At 73.3% G+C, this 15,118-nt stretch carries 12 protein-coding genes; 6 read left to right on the forward strand and 6 right to left on the reverse strand.

From position 1 onward, the window contains the following. From CP967_RS22870 to CP967_RS22890, 5 genes are all read right to left on the reverse strand, one after another. Positions 1-906, reverse strand: a complete 906-nt coding sequence (locus CP967_RS22870) for a carbohydrate ABC transporter permease (RefSeq protein WP_150489759.1) — start codon at positions 904-906, stop codon at positions 1-3. A gap of 3 nt (positions 907-909) precedes the next feature. Next, on the reverse strand, positions 910-1,851 hold the full coding sequence (locus CP967_RS22875; protein WP_150489760.1) for a carbohydrate ABC transporter permease: 942 nt from the start codon (positions 1,849-1,851) through the stop codon (positions 910-912). Positions 1,852-1,854: 3 nt separating this feature from the next. Beyond that, the gene (locus tag CP967_RS22880) at positions 1,855-3,189 is read right to left on the reverse strand and encodes an ABC transporter substrate-binding protein (RefSeq protein ID WP_150489761.1); all 1,335 of its coding nucleotides are present in this window, start codon (positions 3,187-3,189) and stop codon (positions 1,855-1,857) included. Positions 3,190-3,305: 116 nt separating this feature from the next. Then, positions 3,306-4,520 (reverse strand): ROK family transcriptional regulator, encoded by a 1,215-nt coding sequence (locus CP967_RS22885; protein WP_150489762.1) that lies wholly within the window; start codon positions 4,518-4,520, stop codon positions 3,306-3,308. Between the two features lie 205 nt (positions 4,521-4,725). Next, positions 4,726-5,790 (reverse strand): mechanosensitive ion channel family protein, encoded by a 1,065-nt coding sequence (locus tag CP967_RS22890; protein ID WP_150489763.1) that lies wholly within the window; start codon positions 5,788-5,790, stop codon positions 4,726-4,728. 318 nt (positions 5,791-6,108) lie between these two features. On the opposite strand from CP967_RS22890, the gene CP967_RS22895 reads away from it, so the two are divergent. Then, positions 6,109-6,645 (forward strand): HNH endonuclease, encoded by a 537-nt coding sequence (locus CP967_RS22895; RefSeq protein ID WP_150489764.1) that lies wholly within the window; start codon positions 6,109-6,111, stop codon positions 6,643-6,645. Positions 6,646-6,781: 136 nt separating this feature from the next. On the opposite strand, the gene CP967_RS22900 is transcribed toward CP967_RS22895, so the two are convergent. After that, positions 6,782-9,799, reverse strand: coding sequence for a glycoside hydrolase family 84 protein (locus CP967_RS22900; RefSeq protein WP_150489765.1), 3,018 nt, complete (start codon positions 9,797-9,799; stop codon positions 6,782-6,784). Between the two features lie 320 nt (positions 9,800-10,119). Here CP967_RS22900 and CP967_RS22905 point away from each other — a divergent pair, with 320 nt between their 5' ends. From CP967_RS22905 to alc, 5 genes are all read left to right on the forward strand, one after another. Beyond that, positions 10,120-10,431 carry a hypothetical protein gene (locus tag CP967_RS22905; protein ID WP_150489766.1) on the forward strand — a complete coding sequence of 104 codons (312 nt, stop codon included), beginning with the start codon at positions 10,120-10,122 and terminating at the stop codon, positions 10,429-10,431. Continuing rightward, positions 10,432-12,597, forward strand: a complete 2,166-nt coding sequence (gene malQ / locus CP967_RS22910) for a 4-alpha-glucanotransferase (protein WP_150489767.1) — start codon at positions 10,432-10,434, stop codon at positions 12,595-12,597. Positions 12,598-12,617: 20 nt separating this feature from the next. Then, complete coding sequence (locus CP967_RS22915) at positions 12,618-12,851, forward strand: hypothetical protein (protein WP_150489768.1); 234 nt, start codon at positions 12,618-12,620, stop codon at positions 12,849-12,851. 75 nt (positions 12,852-12,926) lie between these two features. Continuing rightward, positions 12,927-13,850, forward strand: coding sequence for a LysR family transcriptional regulator (locus CP967_RS22920; RefSeq protein ID WP_150489769.1), 924 nt, complete (start codon positions 12,927-12,929; stop codon positions 13,848-13,850). Between the two features lie 59 nt (positions 13,851-13,909). Next, positions 13,910-15,073: an allantoicase gene (gene alc / locus CP967_RS22925; protein ID WP_150489770.1), complete on the forward strand. Its 1,164-nt coding sequence runs from the start codon at positions 13,910-13,912 to the stop codon at positions 15,071-15,073. Positions 15,074-15,118 lie beyond the last annotated feature (45 nt).

The following is a 15,118-nucleotide window of genomic DNA, read 5'->3' on the forward strand; positions in this document are numbered from 1 at the left end:
TCAGCCCTTCACTCCGGTCAGTGTGACGCCCTCGACGAACGCCTTCTGGGCGAAGAAGAAGACGGCGATCACAGGGGCCATGACCAGAACGGTCGCGGCCATGGTCAGGTTCCAGTCGGTATGGTGCGCGCCCTTGAAGGACTCCAGGCCGTAGCTCAGGGTCCAGGCGCCGGGGTTCTCGGAGGCGTAGATCTGCGGCCCGAAGTAGTCGTTCCAGGCGGCGAAGAACTGGAACAGCGCGATCGCCGCGATCCCGGGCTTCGCCATCGGCAGCACGACCCGGAGCAGGGTGCGCAGTTCGCCGCAGCCGTCGACCTTCGCCGCGTCCAGGTACTCGTCGGGGATGGTCAGCAGGAACTGCCGCAGCAGGAAGATGGAGAACGCGTCACCGAAGGCCATCGGGATGAGCAGCGGCCAGAGCGTGCCGGACAGGTCCAGCTGCTTCGCCCAGAACAGGTACATCGGGATGATGATCACCTGGGGCGGCAGCATCATCATCGAGATGACCAGCATCAGCGACAGCTTGCGCCCCCGGAAGCGGAACTTCGCCAGCGCGTAGGCCACCGGCACGGACGAGAGGACCGTCAGGACGGTCCCCAGCCCCGCGTACAGCAGCGTGTTGCGCCACCAGGTCAGGAAGCCGGGGGTGTCGAAGACGCGCTTGTAGTTCTCCCACTCCCAGGTGTCGGGGGTGAGGTCCCGGGTCAGGGCCTGCTGGTCGCTCATCAGCGAGGTCAGCACCACGAAGACGAAGGGCAGGACGAAGAACAGGGCGGCGGCCACCCCGAGGGAGTGCACCGCGATCCAGTGCAGCACCGCCTTGCGGCGGGCGGTGCGCGCCGCGGGGGTCGGGTCCGGTGCGCCGGCGGGGGCGAGCGGCCGTGCCGGTCCGAGGAGTTGGGTCATGGTTCAGTCACCGGCCTGGATCAGGTTGTTGCGGCCCCGCATCAGCAGTGCGGTGAAGGCCATGGCCAGGGCGAACAGGACGAGCGCGACCACACAGGCGGAGCCGTAGTCGAAGCGCTGGAAGCCCAGGTTGTAGACCAGCTGGGGCAGGGTGAGGGTCGACTTGTCGGGGTAGCCCGGCTCGAACTGCTGCCCGGAGCCGCCGATCACCCCCGAGGCGACCTTCCCGGCCACCAGCGGCTGGGTGTAGTACTGCATCGCCTGGATGACACCCGTGACGACCGCGAACAGCACGATCGGCGAGATGTTCGGCAGCGTGACGAAGCGGAACCGCTGCCAGGGCGACGCCCCGTCCAGCTCGGCCGCCTCGTACTGCTCCTTCGGTACGTCCAGGAGCGCGGCCATGAAGATCACCATCAGGTCGCCGATGCCCCACACCGCGAGCATGGTGAGCGCCGGCTTCGACCAGGAGGCGTCGTTGAACCAGCCCGGCGCCGGCAGCCCCAGGTCGCCCAGGATCGCGTTGACCGGCCCCGTCCCCGGGTTGAGCAGGAAGACGAAGGCCAGCGTCGCGGCGACGGGCGGGGCCAGGTAGGGCAGGTAGAAGAAGGTGCGGAAGAGGCCCGTGCCCGTCCTGATCTTCGTGATCAGCATCCCGACCCCGAGCCCGAACACGACCCGGCAGGTGACCATGACGAGCACCAGCCACAGGGTGTTGCGCAGCGAGGGCCAGAACATCGGGTAGTCGGTGAAGACGTACGTCCAGTTCGTCAGCCCGTTGAAGACCGGCGCCCCGAAGCCGTCGTACTTCATGAAGGAGAAGTACACGGTGGAGACCATCGGGTAGGCGAAGAAGACCGCGAACCCGATCAGCCACGGCGACATGAAGGCCGCCGTCCGGAGCGCCGCGCCCCGGCGCTTGGAGCGGAGTGTGTGCGTGGCCATGGACTACTTCGCCTTGGCGATGTCGGTGTCGATCTGGGCGGCGGTCTTCTCCAGGCCCGCCTGGAGGTCCTTCACGGCGCCCTTCTCGTACTGGAAGCCGAAGTCCTGGAGCGTCTGCTGGTAGGCCGAGCCGTTGACCGCGCCGTCGGGGGTGTTGGACTTGGGGTGCTGGGCGATGTCCAGGAAGGTCTTGAAACGCGGGTCGAACTCCAGGCCGGGCGAGTTCAGCGCGGCGAAGGTGGAGGGCACGTTGCGGATGCCGTTGGCGAAGCCGACGACGGCCTCGGTGTCGCTGGTCATGAACCGGACCAGCTCCCACGCCGCGTTCTGCTTCTCGCTGGACGGGGCGATGCCCATGATCGTGCCGGACAGGAAGCCCTTGCCGTAGCTGTCCGCCTCGTCGTCGGCGACCGGCATGGGCGCCACCCCGATCTCGAACGGCACCTTCGCGTCGGTGGCCATCCCGAGCCGCCACTCGCCGTCCAGCTGCATCGCGACCTGACCGGTGTGGAAGGGGTGCTTGGCCCCCCACTCGTCACCGAAGGTGCCGCGGTACCTCTCCAGCTTCTCGTAGCCGCCCAGCTCCTCGACCAGCTTCTTCTGGTACGTGAACATCTCCGCGAACGCCGGGTCCTTGGCGATGTTCGACTTGCCGTCCTCGTCGAAGTACGTGTGGTCCCAGGAGGAGAGATAGTGGTCGGCGACCGTCTCGTAGCCGTGGAAGGTCGGCATGAAGCCGAGCTGCTCGTAGGTGTCGCCCTTCTCGACCGTCAGCTTCTTCGCGACGGAGGCGAGTTCGGACATGGTCTTCGGCGGCGCGGTGATCCCGGCCTTCTCGAAGGCGTCCTTGTTGTAGTAGAGGCCGTAGGCGTCGGCCAGCAGCGGCAGGGCGCAGCGCTTGCCCTCGAACTGCGTGTAGTCCAGCAGGACCTTCGGGAAGGTCTTCTCCAGGTCCAGACCCGACTTCTCGATGAACGGCCCCAGATCGGCGAAGGCACCGGACGAACAGAACTTGCCGACGTTGGCGGTGGTGAAGGAGGACACCACGTCAGGGCCCTTGGAACCGCCCGCGCGCAGCGCCTGGTTGAGCTTGTCGTCGTTGATGTTGCCGATGACCTTCACCGTGATGTTCGGGTGGGCCTTCTCGAAGCGGTCCACGGTGTCCTGGACGGCCTTCACCTCGGACGGCGCACTCCAGCCGTGCCAGAAGTTGATGGTGGTCTTCGCGTTCGGGTCGTCGTTCGCACCGGATTCGGTCTGGCCCGTGCAGGCGGTGGCGAGCACCGAGATCGCGGCGACGGAGACGGCCGCGATGGTCATCGTGCGGCTTCTGCGCATGACAAAACTCCCAGGGACGGGGGATGAGGACGTGACGGCAGGAGAGAGCAGAGAAGACAGGGAGGACAGAGGACGGAGACGATGGAGGGGACGGAGGGGTACGGGGAGCGGGCGGGTCAGCGTGAGGTGTCGAACACCTCGTCGCGGGTGTCCGCGAGGGCCCGCTCCAGAGCGCCCCGCAGGACCGGACGGTCGTCGATCAGCCCGAGCGCCAGCCGCGGACGGGACGCCGCGAGCTCGGCCAGCTCGGCCTGGACCAGGGAGAGCAGGAGGTCGCCGCCCGGGGAGACCAGCCCGCCCGAGAGCACGATCAGCCCCGGGTCGAGCACCGCGGTGACGGAGGCGAGGCCGGTGGCGAGCCGCTGGGCGTACTGCCGCAGCAGCTCGGTCAGCGCCGGGTCCCGCTCGTACGCGGCCGTCGCCCGGGTCAGCAGCCCGGCCGCGACCTCGGCGTAGGGCTGGTGCGGGGTGTCGATGCCGAGCGCGGTGGCCAGCCTCGGCACGGCCTGGGCGCCGGCCAGTTCCTGGAAGCCGCCGGCGTTGGCTTTCACCACCTGCCGGACCAGGGGGGTGCCGGGCACCGGCAGGAAGCCGACCTCACCGGCGCCGCCGGTGAAGCCGCGGTGCAGCCGGCCGTTGATGACGAGGGCCGCGCCGAGACCGCCCTCGTTCCACAGCAGTACGAAGTCCTCGTGCCCCCGGGCCGCGCCGAGCACCTGCTCTGCCACCGCCACCAGGTTCACGTCGTTCTCGTACTCCACCGGCATCGGCAGACAGGCGGCCAGCTCCTCCAGCAGGGTGGGGGAGTGCCAGCCGGGCAGGTGCGAGGCGTAACGCAGCCGTCCGGTGCCGGGGTCGAAGGCGCCCGGGGTGCCGATGACGACCCGGTGCACATCGGGGCGGGTGAGCCCGGCGGCCTTCACCGCGCCGTCCAGGGCCTCCGTCACCTGCCGCACCGCGGTGTCGCCGCGCCGCCCGGGGGTGGGCAGCTCGTACTCACCGGCCGTCCGGCCCGTCACGTCGGCGACCGCCGCGACGATCCGGTGCGCGGTCACATCGAGCCCGGCCACATACGCGGCCCGTGCGTTGACCTCGTACAGCTGGGCGCTGGGCCCCGGCCGCCCCCCGCTGGTCCCGGACGCCACGACCAGCCCGGCCGCCTCCAGCCGCGCCAGCAGCTGGGACGCGGTGGGCTTCGACAGCCCCGTCAGCTTCCCGATCCTGGTACGCGTCAGCGGCCCGTGCTCCAGCAGCAGGTCCAGCGCGGCCCGGTCGTTCATGGCCCGCAGCACGCGGGGGGTGCCCGGAACGCCTGGTGTGTTTCCCGCCATATCGGATGAGCCGCCTCTGCCCCAGGTCTCTGTTAGGAAAGTTTCCTATCGGTTGAGGGAAAGGTAGGGCTCACGTCACCGGGCCGTCAATAGGCAGCCCGCGAGGAGACCGGCACGCGGCTCCGCCGCCCCGGAACCGCGGACGGCCGGCAAAAGGACGAAGGGGCGCCCGGCGCGTACGCCGGGCGCCCCTCCGGGCCAAAGGTCACTTCGACAGGTTCGGCGGCGGTATCGGGGTCGCGGCCAGGGACTGCGGGGAGGTCGCCGAGGCGAAGGCCGACGGGGCGGCCATGCCGGCCGTCGGGTCCGGGGCCGCGGCACCGTCCGTCTCGGCGGGCCGGGGGCCGACCATCCGGATCCCGGCCGCGTCCAGGGCCCGCTTGATCCGCCAGCGCAGCTCCCGCTCCACCGACAGCGCCTTGCCCGGCATGGTCTTCGCGCTGACGCGTACGGTCATCGAGTCCAGCAGGACCGCGTCCAGGCCGAGGATCTCCACCGGCCCCCACAGCCGCTCGGCCCAGGGCTCGTCCTTCGTCATGGCCTCCGCCACGTCGGTGATCACGGCGCGGACCCGGTCCAGGTCCTCCGTCGGGCGGACGGTGACGTCCACCCCGGCCGTGGACCAGCCCTGGCTGAGGTTGCCTATCCGCTTCACCTCGCCGTTGCGGACGTACCAGATCTCACCGTTGTCGCCCCGCAGCTTGGTGACGCGCAGGCCGACCTCGATGACCTCGCCGGAGGCCACACCCGCGTCGATGGTGTCCCCGACGCCGTACTGGTCCTCCAGGATCATGAACACGCCGGAGAGGAAGTCGGTGACCAGGTTGCGGGCGCCGAAACCGAGCGCCACACCGGCGACACCGGCCGAGGCCAGCAGCGGGGCCAGGTTGATCTGGAACGCGCCCAGGATCATCAGCGCCGCGGTGCCCAGGATCAGGAACGACGTGACCGATCTGAGCACCGAACCGATGGCCTCCGACCGCTGCCGGCGGCGCTCGGCGTTGACCAGCAGACCGCCGAGGGCGGTGCCCTCCACGGCCTGGGCGCTGCGGTTCATCCGGTCGATGAGGTTGGTCAGGGCACGCCGGATCACATAGCGCAGGACGAGCGCGATCGTCGCGATGAGGATGATGCGCAGACCGGTGTTCAGCCAGGTGGACCAGTTCTCCTGGACCCAGCCCGCGGCGTTGCCGGCCCGCTCGGCGGCTTCGTCCAGCGAGCCGATCGGCTCGGGCGACGGAGCCGCGGCCATGAGGGCGGACAGGGACACGACGGGGACCTCCAGATGGGGCGGCAGCAGACCAACAACAGTAACGAAGCCCGGGTGGGGGATCGTTGCCGCGGCGAGGGGAGAGACACGTCTCACGCCCCGGGCGCGGGGCTGTGGCCGATCGCACAGCGGACGCCGGGGGCGGGCGGCAGCGGCTGTTCCGGTGCCCCGCGGCGGCGGGCCGGACGGGCCCGCGGAAAAAATCCTTCCGGCCCGTTACCCGTACGTGGTGGCGCTACGACCAGCGATGAGGACAAACTGAGATCGGATCGTCCCGGCGCGAGCCACGCGCCGCCGGCGTACAAGGAGGCATCCACCGTGCCGCACGTCCTGGTTCTCAACGCGTCGTACGAGCCGCTCGGCGTCGTACCGCTCCGCCGCGCGCTCGTCCTCGTCCTCGAGAACAAGGCCATCTGCCTCGAGGAGTCCGGCGCCTTCATGCACAGTGCCACCCGTGCCGTGCCGGCGCCCAGTGTCGTCCGTCTCAAGCGCTTCGTACGGGTCCCCTACCGGGGGCCGGTGCCGCTGACGCGGCGGGCGCTCTTCGCCAGGGACGGCGGGCGCTGCGTGTACTGCGGGGCCGCCGCGACCAGCGTCGACCACGTCATCCCGCGCAGTCGCGGCGGGCAGCACGCCTGGGACAACGTGGTGGCCGCCTGCCGCCGCTGCAACCACGTCAAGGCCGACCGCCATCTGCCGGAGCTCGGATGGCGGCTGAGCCATCAGCCCGCCCCGCCCACGGGACTGGCCTGGCGGATCATCGGGACCGGGCATCGCGACCCGCGCTGGCTGCCCTACCTGCAGCCGTTCGGCGCGGACGACGTGATGGCCCGGATCGACGGCGTGTCAGCCTGAGACCGGGCCTCCGCCGTCTTCGGGGCCTTCTCCGTGCCCGGGGGCTTCCCCGTGCCCGGGGCCTCTCCGTGTCCGGGCCTCTCCGTCCCCGGGCCTTCGCCGTCCCGGGGCGGAACCCTCCGGGCGGCCGGGCTCCTCAGTCCTGCGCCCGCCCGCCGACCGCGTACGCCTCCACCGACCAGAGCGAGTAGCCGTAACGGGTGGCCCGGCCGTCGCCCTGGATCCTGACGAAGCGGATGTCCTTCTCGTCCATCCGCACCGACTCCCGCCCGCCCCGGCCCTCCCGTACGGTCGCCGCCGTGCGCCAGGTGCGGCCGTCGGCCGAGACCTGGACGCGGTAGCGGGCGGCGTAGGCGTCCTGCCACCGCAGCACGACCCGGCCCAGCCTGACCGGTTCCGGCAGCTCGGCCTGCCACCAGGCGCCGTCCTCGGCGGGCGAGGACCAGCGGGTCTCCAGATCGCCGTCCGAGGCCGCCGCGGCCGGGAAGTCGGGGGTCTCGTCGGCGGAGGAGGACGCCGTGGCCGTACGCAGCAGATCGGGGCCCGCCGTGGGCGGGAAGGCCCGTACCGTCAGGGTCCTCTCCTCGCCGTCGAAGCGGATCGGTACCTCGTACTCGCCGGCCGGGGTGTCCTTCGGCACGGTGATGTCCACCGGCACATCGGTGCGCGAACCGCGCGGCACCGTCGTCCGCTCCGGGACCTTCACCTCGATGCCCTCGGGCGCCTTCGCGGTGAGCGTGCCCGTCACCTCGGCCGGGCGCCGGCCCGCCAGCCGCGCCTCGACCCGCTGTGTGCCGCCGCCGATCACGGCGTCCGTCTCCCCGTGCGCGAGGTCGAGGCGGGCCGCCGGCTCGTCACCGAACCACGGGACGAGCGCGCGCACCGCCGTGGTCGCCCCCGTGGGGTCCCCGGCCGACGGGGCCGGGCCGGCGGCACCGGGGGCCGGGGGGACGAGGAGGGCCGGGCGGGCGGACGGCACGGTCACCCGGAGCGCGTCGGCACGCACCCCCTTCGCGGCGGTCTGGGTCCAGCCGTCCGCCGACAGGGCGCCCAGCCGGCGCCAGCCCCGGCCCGGCACATGGGCCTCCAGGACCGCGCCGGTGTCCAGCCGGTCCGGTTCGGCCAGGGTGGTGACGGCCTGGACGGGGCGCGCCCGGTCCAGGCGGACCGTGTAGGTGCCGGCGTCCCGGTGCACTGTCCCGGCGTCGCGGTCGGTGCCGTTCCAGCTGCCGGCCTCCTCGGCCGCCCGCTCCAGGAACGGGCCCAGCACGCCCTCGCCGACCGTTGCCCCGCCCTCCTCGGTCTCCTTCAGCAACGGCTCCAGGGCCAGCTGTGCCTGCCAGGCGGCCGGGCCGTCGCCCCGGGCCTGCGCCTGGAGCAGGTCGACGGCCAGTTCGCCCGCGCGGCCGTACCGGGCCAGCCGGCCGGCCCAGGGCCGCACCTCCCGCGCCAGCCGCCCGTCGGCCGGGCCGGCCAGCTTCCCGGGGGCCTGCCGCATCACCGTGAACGCGGCCCTCAGCTCACGGGCCGCGGCCTCGCCGCCGGGCCGGCCCGCCGTCGCGCGGGCCTTCCAGAACGCGTCCAGCAGGGGCCGCAGATACGCCGACTCCTCGCCGCCCAGCACCGAGGACGCGCTGTTGCCGGCCAGCGCGAGCAGTGCGGCCCGGGCCTCCGCGTCACCGGCCGCCAGGTCGTCCAGGGCGGCACGCCAGGACTCCCCGGCCCGGTAGCCCTCCGGGTTCCACGCGAAGTCCGCCGCGGTGAACAGCGGGATACGGGAGGCCGAGGGCTGCTCCATGGCGTTGGCCAGCAGGGCGGCCGAACCGTTCGCCACCGCCGGGTCCCGGCCGGTGTAGGGACCCAGGAAGATCCGGTCCTGGGCGTAGTCGTTGACCGGGTAGTTGTCCATGGTGACCAGCGGGTGCCGGAAGGCCGCCCGGGCCCCGGCCAGTTCGCTCCCGGTGATGGTCTCCGGCACCACACCGACCCCCGTCCAGGCCACCTGCACCCGGTCGTCGAGCTCGGCGGCCAGCGCGGTGCGGTAGTCGGTGGCACCGTCCTGGTAGTACTCCGTGGGCATCAGCGACAGCGGCTGCGCGCCGGGGTGGCGCTCCTCCAGGTGCCGGGCGAGGGCACCGGCCACCCGCGCCTGCGCGCGGGCCGCCGCCTCGGGGCCGCTGCCGAAGGTCTCCGCGTCCAGGTCGCAGTGCCATTCGCTGTAACTGACGTCCTGGAACTGCAACTGGAACGCCCGTACGCCCAGCTCCCACATCGCGTCGGCCTTCCGGGTCAGCGCCCGGACGTCCGCGTCGGACGCCATGCACATCGCCTGGCCGGGGGCGACGGCCCAGCCGAGCGTCACATGCGCGGACCGCGCCTTCTCGGCCAGGGCGCGGAAGCCGGCGCGCTGCTGTGCCGGATAGGGCTCGCGCCAGCGGGCGTGCCGGTAGGGGTCGTCACCGGCCGCGTAGAGATAGCGGTTCTGCTTGGTGCGCGCCATGAAGTCGATCTGGGCCAGCCGTTCCTCGCCGGTCCACTGCCGGCCGTAGAAACCCTCGGTCGTCCCGCGTACGGCGGTGCCCGGCCAGTCACGTACCACCGCACCGGCGACGGTGCCGTCCGTGACCAGCTGACGCAGCGTCTGGACCGCGTGGAACAGGCCGTCCTCACCCGCCCCGTCCAGTGCGACGGCCGGCCGCCCGTCCGCCTCGCCCGCCGCGAGCAGATACCCCCCGGCCGGCAGGGTGCCGCGCCGCGGCGCGCCCATCGCGCGCAGCGCCCGGACGGCGTCCGGGCCGCCGAGCCGGACCACCGGGCCGCGGCCGGGCAGCGCCTCGTGCACGGTCCGCACCCCGGCCTCGCGCAGCAGCGCCCGGACCTCCTCCACGGCGTAGGGGTCGGCGCCCGCACCGGTGAGCAGGGTGGCCTCGGTGCCCAGGACGACCGGCCGGCCGGCCGCCGTGATGGTCCGCGGCCGGGGCCAGACGGCGGGCAGCGGGGACGCCTCCGTGCGGTCGGGGGTGCTCGCGGCCGGGGCCGGAGGGGCGGCCGGCACGCCGGGGGCCGCGAACACCGCCGGTGCGAGCGGGCCGAGCAGCCCGCCGATCACAGCCGCCGCGGCCATCGCCGCCTGCCTCCCGCGCCCGAGCTGCACGCCGCTCTCCCTCGTCTCCCGGTGCGACCTGCCGCCGCGCTCTGTGATCCGCCCGTGACCCGAGCCCACCACCCGGCGCCGGAGGTGTCAATGTGCATGGCCGGTGTGACGGAAATGCCCGATGTGTCGCGCTCGGTGCGGGAGGATGGGCCGCGGGTGACCGGGTGGCCGAAAACCGCCCATACCCGGTGCGCGGGGAACGGAATGTGATCTGCGGCACGTTGGGGTGGTTGTCATCACACCTGTGTCACGTCTGTGCCTGCCCGCGCGCCCACGGGGTAGGTCTGCTGTGTCCTGTTGTCCACGGCCAGGAGGCCACCGTGCCCGCATCCGCGCAGCTTCTGTTCTCCGCCCTCTCCAAACAGGTACCGGGCCCCATGGATCCCGCCCCGACCGACGCACCGCCGATGATCAGCGAGCTGCCGCTCGCCGAGGTGTCCCTCCTGGCGGCCGGCGAGCCCGGCTTCGCCGAGACCACCTCGCTCTGCGGCGAGCCCCCGCTCACCAGTGAGCCCCCGCTCGCCGACGCCACACCCCTCACGAGCGAGCCACCGCTCGCCGCCGTCGCCCCTCTGACCAGCGAGCCGACCGTACCCGGCACCGCAGGGGGCATGGAGTCGCCAGGAGTCTGAATGGGCTTGTCCCGGCTCGCCGCACTGCACGGCGTCGCCACCTCCTTCTCCCCTTCCCCGGACGTCACGGTGCCCGTCCCCGACGGCACGGTCACGGCCGTGCTCGCCGCGCTGGGCGTAGACGCCGCCACCCCCGCGGAGATCGGGAGATCGCTGGCCGCGGCCGAATCGGCGGCGGCCTCCCGACTGCTCCCGCCCACCGTGGTGGTCTGGTCGGGGGAGCCGCTGCCCGCCGCGCTCGCCGCACTGCCGCCCGGCGCCGACCTCACCGTCGAGCCGGAGAGCGGACCGGACGCCACCGAACCGCCGCCACCGCTGCGGATGCGGGTACCCGGGGCACCCGGAACACCCGGGACGGTCTCCCAGGACGGGCCCGCACCGTCCTGGTGGACCGAACCCCCGCTCGGTGTCCACCGGCTGACGGCCCGTGCCGCCGGGCACCGCTACGCCGCCGCCACCCTCGTCGTCGCTCCGGACCGCGTACCCCGGCCCGCCGCACGTACGCACGGCTTCCTGGTCCAGCTCTACTCCCTGCTCTCCCGGCGCTCCTGGGGCATGGGCGACCTCGGGGACCTGGCCGACCTGGCCGCCTGGGCGGGACGCACCCTGGGCAGCGGATTCGTCCAGGTCAACCCGCTGCACGCGGCGGTACCGGGCGCCCCCACCGACCCGTCCCCCTACCGGCCCTCCTCGCGGCGCTTCCCCGACCCGGTGCACCTGCGCGTCGAATCAATCCCGGAGTACGGGCACGTACCCGACCGGGCCGCCCTGGAGGATCTGCGCCAGGACGCCGCCTCCCTCGCCGAAGCCGTGCTGGGCAAGGGCGCGCTGATCGACCGGGACGCCGTGTGGGAGCTGAAGCGGCAGGCCCTGGAACACGTCGTCCGGGTCCCGCTCACCCCCGGCCGCCGCGCCGCCTACTGCGACTTCCTCGCCGGGCAGGGCCGGGCCCTGGAGGACCACGCCCTGTGGTGCGCCCTGGCCGAGGTGCACGGCCCGCACTGGCGCGGCTGGCCCGCCGGACTGCGCGACCCCCGCTCCCCGCAGAGCGCCCGCGCGCGGAGCGAGCTCATGGACCGGGTGGACTTCCACTGCCGCCTCGCCTGGCTGGCGGACGAGCAGCTCGCCGCCGCGCAGGCCGCCGCCCGGGACGCGGGCATGGCCGTCGGGATCGTCCACGACCTCGCCGTCGGCGTCCACCCGGACGGCGCCGACGCCTGGGCCCAGCAGGACGCCTTCGCCCGGGGCATGTCCGTCGGCGCGCCCCCGGACGCCTTCAACGCCCACGGGCAGGACTGGGGCCTGCCCCCGTGGCGCCCCGACGCCCTGGCCGCCTCCGGCTACGCCCCCTACCGCGACCTGCTCCGCGGCCTCCTCGTCCACGCGGGCGCCCTGCGCATCGACCACGTCATGGGGCTCTTCCGGCTCTGGTGGGTCCCCGAGGGCAGGCCGCCCACCGAGGGCACCTACGTCAGCCAGGACGCCGAGGCGATGCTCGCCGTCCTCGTCCTGGAGGCGCACCGCGCCGGCGCCGTCGTCGTGGGGGAGGACCTCGGCACGGTCGAACCCGGCGTACGCGAGGCGCTGGCCCGGCGCGGGGTGCTCGGCACCTCCGTGCTCTGGTTCGAGCGCGACTGGGACGGCGACCGGCGCCCGCTGCCCCCGGAGCGGTGGCGCCGGGACTGCGTGGCCACGGCCACCACCCACGACCTGCCCTCCACCGCCGCCCGGCTGACGAGCGACCACGTGACGCTCCGTCACCGCCTCGGCCTCCTCGGCCGCCCCCTGGACGAGGAACTGGCCGAGGACGTCGCCGGCACCTCCGAGTGGCTCGCCCACCTGGCGGCACTCCGGCTGCTGCCCGAGGGCGAGGGTGACGAGGAGGCGGCCGTCCGCGCGGTCCACCGCTTCCTGCTGCGCACCCCGGCCCTGATGACCGGCGTCTGGCTCCCCGACACGGTGGGCGACCGGCGGCCCCAGAACATCCCCGGCACCTGGGACCAGTACCCGAACTGGCGTCTGCCCGTCGCCGGTCCGGACGGCCACCCCCTCACCCTGGAGGAGATCGCGCTCTCCCCCCGGCTGCGCCGGCTGATGGAGGTCTTCGGGCCGCCCCGGGACACGCCGGGGGAGCGTACGCCACCCCCGGCCGCGCGTCGCCCGTGAGCGTTCGCTACGTTTGCACCGTGGACAAGAAGAACGCTCTGCGCGCCGGCGCCGTCACGGCCGGTACGACGCTGATGATGATGCTCATGTCGTCCCCCGCGCTCGCCCTCACCCGCGACGACGGCGACGACCCCGGCGAGGGGATCGGAGCGCTGGAGACCGTCGGTCTCTACGTCGCGCTGCCGATCGTCCTGTTCCTGGCGATCAGCGCCGCGGTCATGGTGCTGGACAAGTCCAAGAAGCAGCCCCGGTAGTCTTCCGCGGACGCGCCGCCGGTACCCCGTACCGCGCGGCGCTTCGCCGTGTCCGGGCACCGGTAGGTTGCGGGCATGACCGAGTGGGACGTCAAGAAGCTCCGCATCCTGCGCACCCTGCGGGAGAAGGGCACGGTGACCGCCACGGCCGAGGCCCTGCTGATGACCCCCTCCGCCGTCTCGCAGCAGCTCAGCAATCTGGCCGGACAGCTGGGTGTGACCCTCCTGGAGGCGCGCGGACGGCGGGTCCGGCTCACCGACGCCGCCCACCTGGTGCTGCGCCACGCCGAAGCCGTCTTCGCCGAGCTGGAGCGGGCGGACGCGGCCCTGGCGGCCTATCTGGCGGGCGAGGCGGGCCGGGTGCGGGTCGGGGCGTTCTCGACGGCCGTCCCCGCCCTCGTCGTCCCGGCCGTGCGGCTGCTGCGCGAGGAGGGCCGGCCGGCCCCGGAGATCCGCGTACGGGAGGCCGAGGCGGGCCAGGCGTACGAACTGCTGTCGGCCGGTGACGTCGACCTGGCGCTCTCCCTGGCGGCGCACGCCCCGACCGCCCGCGATCCCCGTTTCACGGTGCTGCCCCTGCTCGCGGACCCCCTGGACGTGGCGCTCCCGGCCGGCCACCGGCTCGCCGCCGCCCCCGGCCTGCGGCTGGCCGACCTCGCCGCCGAACCCTGGATCTTCGGCGGCTCGGGCCCCTGGTCGCAGATCACGACCGCCGCCTGCGAGGCCGCCGGTTTCGTCCCCGAGCAGGCCCACAGCGCCTCCGGCTGGACCGCGATCCTGGCCCTGGTCGAGGCGGGCATGGGGATCGCGCTGGTCCCCCGGATGGCGTCCGCCCCCGAACGGGCCGGGGAAGGCGTGGTCATGCGCGTCCTGGACGCCGACCGCCCGCGGCGCCATGTGGTGGCGGCGGTACGGCGGGGCGGGGAGGAGGCTCCCGCGGTGGCCCGGATGCTGCGGGCGCTGGAACGGGCCGCCGCCACGATCGTTCAGCAGAACTGAAAAGACCGTGCGGAAACTTTCGATGGACGTGATGGTCCGGGGCGGGCCACAGTCACCCCATGACCATCGACGCGAGCGAGAACCCCGACCGGGACACCACCGCCCAGGACACCGACCCGCACGCCAACGACGCGGCCCCCTACGGCGGAGGCGACCCCTACGCCGACTACCGCGCAGCCACCGGCGTCCCCTTCACCGCTCTCGTCGACCTCGCGGACCGCAGGCTGGGCGCCGGTGTGATCGCCGCCAACGACGAGTTCTTCGCCGAACGCGAGAACCTGCTGACCCGCGGACCCGCCGTCTTCGACCCCGAGCGCTTCGGCCACAAGGGCAAGATCATGGACGGCTGGGAGACCCGCCGCAGGCGCGGCGCGGACGCCGCACACCCCTTCCCCGCGCCCGGGGAACACGACTGGGCGATCATCCGCCTCGGCGCCCCCGGAGTCATCCGCGGCCTCGTCGTCGACACCGCCCACTTCCGCGGCAACTACCCGCAGCGCGTCTCCGTCCAGGCGACCGCCGTCGAGGGGTCACCGGGCCCCGAGGACCTCCTCGCCGACGACGTGAAGTGGGAGGAGATCCTCCCGCCGACGCCCGTGCGCGGCCACGCGGCCAACGCCTTCGAGATCACCGGCGACCGCCGCTGGACCCACCTGCGCCTCTGCCAGCACCCCGACGGCGGCATCGCGCGGCTCCGGGTCCACGGCGAGGTCGTCCCCGACCCGGCCTGGATCGCCGCGCTCGGCACGATCGACCTGATCTCGATCCTCAACGGCGGCACCTACGAGGACGCCTCGGACCGCTTCTACTCCTCACCGGCCCAGATCATCCTGCCCGGCACCTCCCGCAAGATGGACGACGGCTGGGAGAACCGCCGCCGCCGGGTCCGCGGCACCAACGACTGGGTCCGCTTCCGGCTCCCCGCCCAGGGCGCGGTACGGGCGGTGGAGATAGACACCGCCTACCTCAAGGGCAACGCGGCCGGCTGGATCGCCCTGCACGGCCGCGACGGCGAGAGCGGCGACTGGAGCGAGATCCTCCCGCGCACCCGGCTCCAGCCCGACACCGTGCACCGCTTCGTCCTGGACGAGGAGGCCGTGGTCACCCACGTACGCCTCGACGCGTTCCCCGACGGAGGGGTGGCTCGGATGCGCCTCTACGGGGCGCTGACGGAGGCCGGGGCGGCCGGACTGGCCCGGCGCCACCGCGAGACGACGGCATAACGGACGGGAGGGGCGCCCCCCCGGAAGGAGGGCGCCCCCCGGCCG

The organism is Streptomyces nitrosporeus, from assembly GCF_008704555.1.
In the GTDB taxonomy this organism is placed as follows: domain Bacteria; phylum Actinomycetota; class Actinomycetes; order Streptomycetales; family Streptomycetaceae; genus Streptomyces; species Streptomyces nitrosporeus.

Bases quoted from the DNA above. Each gene is read 5' to 3' on its own strand.
- CP967_RS22885 (WP_150489762.1), bottom strand. From the start codon at position 4,520: ATGGCGGGAAACACACCAGGCGTTCCGGGCACCCCCCGCGTGCTGCGG.
- CP967_RS22920 (WP_150489769.1), top strand. From the start codon at position 12,927: ATGACCGAGTGGGACGTCAAGAAGCTCCGCATCCTGCGCACCCTGCGG.
- alc (WP_150489770.1), top strand. From the start codon at position 13,910: ATGACCATCGACGCGAGCGAGAACCCCGACCGGGACACCACCGCCCAG.
- CP967_RS22875 (WP_150489760.1), bottom strand. From the start codon at position 1,851: ATGGCCACGCACACACTCCGCTCCAAGCGCCGGGGCGCGGCGCTCCGG.
- CP967_RS22880 (WP_150489761.1), bottom strand. From the start codon at position 3,189: ATGCGCAGAAGCCGCACGATGACCATCGCGGCCGTCTCCGTCGCCGCG.
- malQ (WP_150489767.1), top strand. From the start codon at position 10,432: ATGGGCTTGTCCCGGCTCGCCGCACTGCACGGCGTCGCCACCTCCTTC.
- CP967_RS22870 (WP_150489759.1), bottom strand. From the start codon at position 906: ATGACCCAACTCCTCGGACCGGCACGGCCGCTCGCCCCCGCCGGCGCA.